This is a genomic window from Streptomyces regalis, assembly GCF_001509475.1.
Classification (GTDB): domain Bacteria; phylum Actinomycetota; class Actinomycetes; order Streptomycetales; family Streptomycetaceae; genus Streptomyces; species Streptomyces regalis.
Genome location: NZ_LLZG01000161.1, coordinates 1 through 3456, shown reverse-complemented (window position 1 = coordinate 3456; position 3456 = coordinate 1). Strand labels below are relative to the sequence as shown.

The 3456-nt window shown below is 73.7% G+C and carries 3 protein-coding genes; all 3 read left to right on the top strand.

Features of this window, described 5'->3' with window-relative positions; translation table 11 throughout:
- The coding region (locus ADL12_RS20355) for an SLC13 family permease (protein ID WP_341846366.1) at window positions 1–593 on the top strand (593 nt) is incomplete at its 5' end.
- 65 nt (window positions 594–658) lie between these two features.
- Entirely contained in the window at window positions 659–2104 is a 1446-nt protein-coding gene (locus tag ADL12_RS20350; RefSeq protein WP_062704099.1) for an acyl-CoA synthetase, read from the top strand.
- On the top strand, window positions 2097–3437 hold the full coding sequence (locus tag ADL12_RS20345) for a carboxyl transferase domain-containing protein (RefSeq protein ID WP_062704098.1): 1341 nt from the start codon (window positions 2097–2099) through the stop codon (window positions 3435–3437). The genes ADL12_RS20350 and ADL12_RS20345 overlap by 8 nt, the downstream gene beginning before the upstream one ends.
- Window positions 3438–3456: the final 19 nt, after the last annotated feature.

Genomic DNA, 3456 nt, shown 5'->3' with positions numbered 1-3456 from the left:
CCCCCGCCCGCACCGCCACCCTCCTCTCCCTGGTCGCCCTCGTCGTCGCCGTCCTCGCCTTCGATCTGGACGCGGGCCTGACCGCGATCACCCTCGCCGTCATCCTCAGCACCGCATGGCCCAAGGACAGCCGTAAGGCGGTCGGCGAGATCGCCTGGCCGACAGTGCTGCTGATCTGCGGTGTGCTGACGTACGTAGGCGTGCTGGACGAGATGGGCACCATCACCTGGGCCGGCGAGGGCGTCAGCGGCATCGGCGTCCCGCTGCTGGCCGCCGTGCTGCTCTGCTACATCGGCGCGATCGTGTCGGCGTTCGCCTCGTCCGTCGGCATCATGGGCGCGCTCATCCCGCTGGCCGTGCCGTTCCTGGCGCAGGGCGAGATCGGCGCCGTCGGGATGGTGGCGGCGCTCGCGGTGTCGGCGACGGTGGTGGACGTGAGCCCCTTCTCGACGAACGGCGCGCTGGTGCTGGCCGCGGCACCGGATGTCGACCGTGAGCGTTTCTTCCGGCAGCTGATGGTGTACGGAGGGATCGTGGTCGCCGTGGTGCCCGCAGTGGTGTGGCTGGTGATGGTCGTGCCGGGCTGGGGGTAGGCCGACGGACGACAGCAGCCGGTGTCCGTCGGACAATTGATTCGAGCAGTTAAGGAGTACGACGCGTGTCCTCTCTCTTCCCGGCCCTGACGGGCGCCCCGGCGGAGCGAGCCGCCCTGCGGTTCGGCGAGCGCTCCCTGACGTACGGCGAACTCGGCGCCGCCGCCGGTGCCCTCGCGGCGCGGATCGGCGGGGCGGGCAGAGTGGCCGTCTGGGCGACCCCGGCGCTGGAGACCGCCGTGGCGGTACTGGCGGCGCTTCAGGCCGGTGTCGCCGCGGTGCCGCTCAACCCGAAGTCCGGGGAGAAGGAGCTCGGGCACATCCTGTCCGACTGTGCGCCGCAGGTGGTGCTGGCCGCCGCAGGGGACGAACTTCCCTCCGCTCTCGGCGACTTGGCGCGCATCGACGTCGACGTACAGGCCACCGGCCCGCTCCCGACCCCTTCGGTGTCCGACGAGGACCCCGCCCTGATCGTCTACACCTCCGGCACCACCGGCCCGCCCAAGGGCGCCGTCATCCCGCGCCGGGCCGTCGCGCACACCCTGGACGCGCTGGCCGACGCCTGGCAGTGGACCGGCGAGGACGTCCTCGTCCACGGCCTGCCCCTGTTCCACGTCCACGGCCTGGTCCTCGGCATCCTCGGCCCGCTGCGCCGCGGCGGATCGGTGCGCCACCTGGGCAGGTTCACCACGGAGGGCGTGGCGCGCGAGCTGAACGACGGCGCGACCATGCTGTTCGGCGTGCCGACGATGTACCACCGCATCGCCCAGGCCCTCCCCGAGGACCCGGGCCTGGCGCAGGCGCTGGGCAAGGCCCGCCTCCTCGTCTCGGGCTCGGCCGCGCTGCCCGTGCACGACCACGAGCGGATCACGGCCGCGACCGGGCAGCGGGTCGTCGAGCGGTACGGCATGACGGAGACGTTGATGAACACCAGCGTGCGGGCGGACGGCGAGCCTCGCGCCGGAACCGTCGGCGTCCCGCTGCCGGGCGTGGAGCTGCGGCTCGTGGAGGAGGACGGGACGCCGATCACGTCGTACGACGGCGAGACGGTGGGCGAGATCCAGGTGCGCGGCCCGAACCTGTTCACGGAGTACCTGAACCGCCCCGACGCGACGACCGCAGCCTTCACGCAGGACGGCTGGTTCCGCACCGGCGACATGGCGGTACGCGACCCCGACGGGTACGTCCGGATCGTCGGCCGCAAGGCCACCGACCTGATCAAGAGCGGGGGTTACAAGATCGGGGCGGGCGAGATCGAGAACGCGCTCCTCGAACACGCGGGTGTGCGCGAGGCCGCGGTCACCGGCGAACCGGACGCCGACCTGGGCGAGCGGATCGTGGCGTGGATCGTCCCGGCGGATCCCCAGTCACCGCCCCCCGCAGAGGAGTTGGCGAACCACGTCGCCGCCCGCCTGGCCCCGCACAAGCGCCCACGCAAGGTTCACTACCTCGACGTACTCCCCCGCAACGACATGGGGAAGATCATGAAGCGGGCCCTGACCCATGACTGAGCGGCGCCTGTCGGCACGCGAGGTCATCACCCGACTCGCCGACGACTCCACCTTCACCGAACTCCCCCACCCGCAACGGCAGTCCGGGCCCGACGGCCCGCTCTCCTGGCAGGGCTACGGCGCCTCACGCGCGCGTGCCGCCGCGCGCACCGGCGAGGAGGAGTCGGTCGTCTGTGGCACCGCGAGCGTGGCGGGCACGCGGGCCGTACTGCTGGCGTTCGAGTTCGGCTTCCTGGGCGGCTCGCTCGGCGAACGCACGGGCGACCGGCTGGAGGCGGCATACGCGTACGCCCGCGCCCACCGCCTCCCCGTCGTCCCGCTGGTCGCCACGGGCGGCAGCCGGATGCAGGAGGGCATGGTGGCGCTGACCCAACTCCAGCGCGTGGCACGGCAGTCGGCGCTCACCCGGGAGGCAGGCCTGCCCCAGATCGCGGTCCTGCGCGACCCGACGACGGGCGGCGGCTGGGCCACCCTCGGCGCGGGCGCCGACGTGATCCTCGCCCTGCCCGGCGCCCAGGTCGGCTTCGCGGGCTCCCGGGTCCGCCCGGCGGACGCGGATCCGGCGGCGTACACGGCGGACGCGCAGGTGGCGGCAGGGGCGGCGGACGCGGTCGTCCGGCCGGAGGAACTACGGAACGTGCTGGGCCGCTGGCTGCGATTGCTGGCGGGACCGCCCGCCCAGGAGGCCACGGTGCCCCGCGCCCTGGGCGCGCACGACCTGCCCGCCACGGGCTGGGACGCGGCCCGACGCGCCCGCGCACCGCAACGCCCCCGCGCCGCCGCCTACTTGGACGCCTACTTCAGCCACCGCGTCCGTATCAGCGGCGACCGCTGCGGCGGTGTCGACACCGACGGCATGCTCTGCGGCTTCGGCGCGCACGAGGGCCATACGGTCGCCTACGCCGCCCAGACCGGCACCGCGACCCGCCCGGCCGGCTACCGCACCGCCGCCCGCCTGATCCGCTTCGCCGACCGGCTCGACATCCCGGTGCTGACGCTGGTGGACACGCCGGGCGCCGCCAATGACGCGGATGCGGAACGGCAGGGGGTGGGCGCCTCGATCGCCGACCTGTTCGGCGCGGTGGCCGCGGCCCGCGTCCCGATCACGACCCTGCTGATCGGCGAGGGCGGCTCGGGCGGCGCACTGGCCCTGGCAGCCCCCGGCAACACCTGGGCCACGCCCGACAGCTACTTCTCGGTGATCGCACCGGAACTGGCGGCGGCGATCCTGAAGCGAGGGCCGCAGGAGGTGGAGGCTACGGCGGATCAGCTGCGGATCCGGCCGCAGGATCTGGTGGAGCTGGGGGTGATCCGGGGCGTCGTCGAGGGTTAGTGGGGCAGGGGGTCAGGGG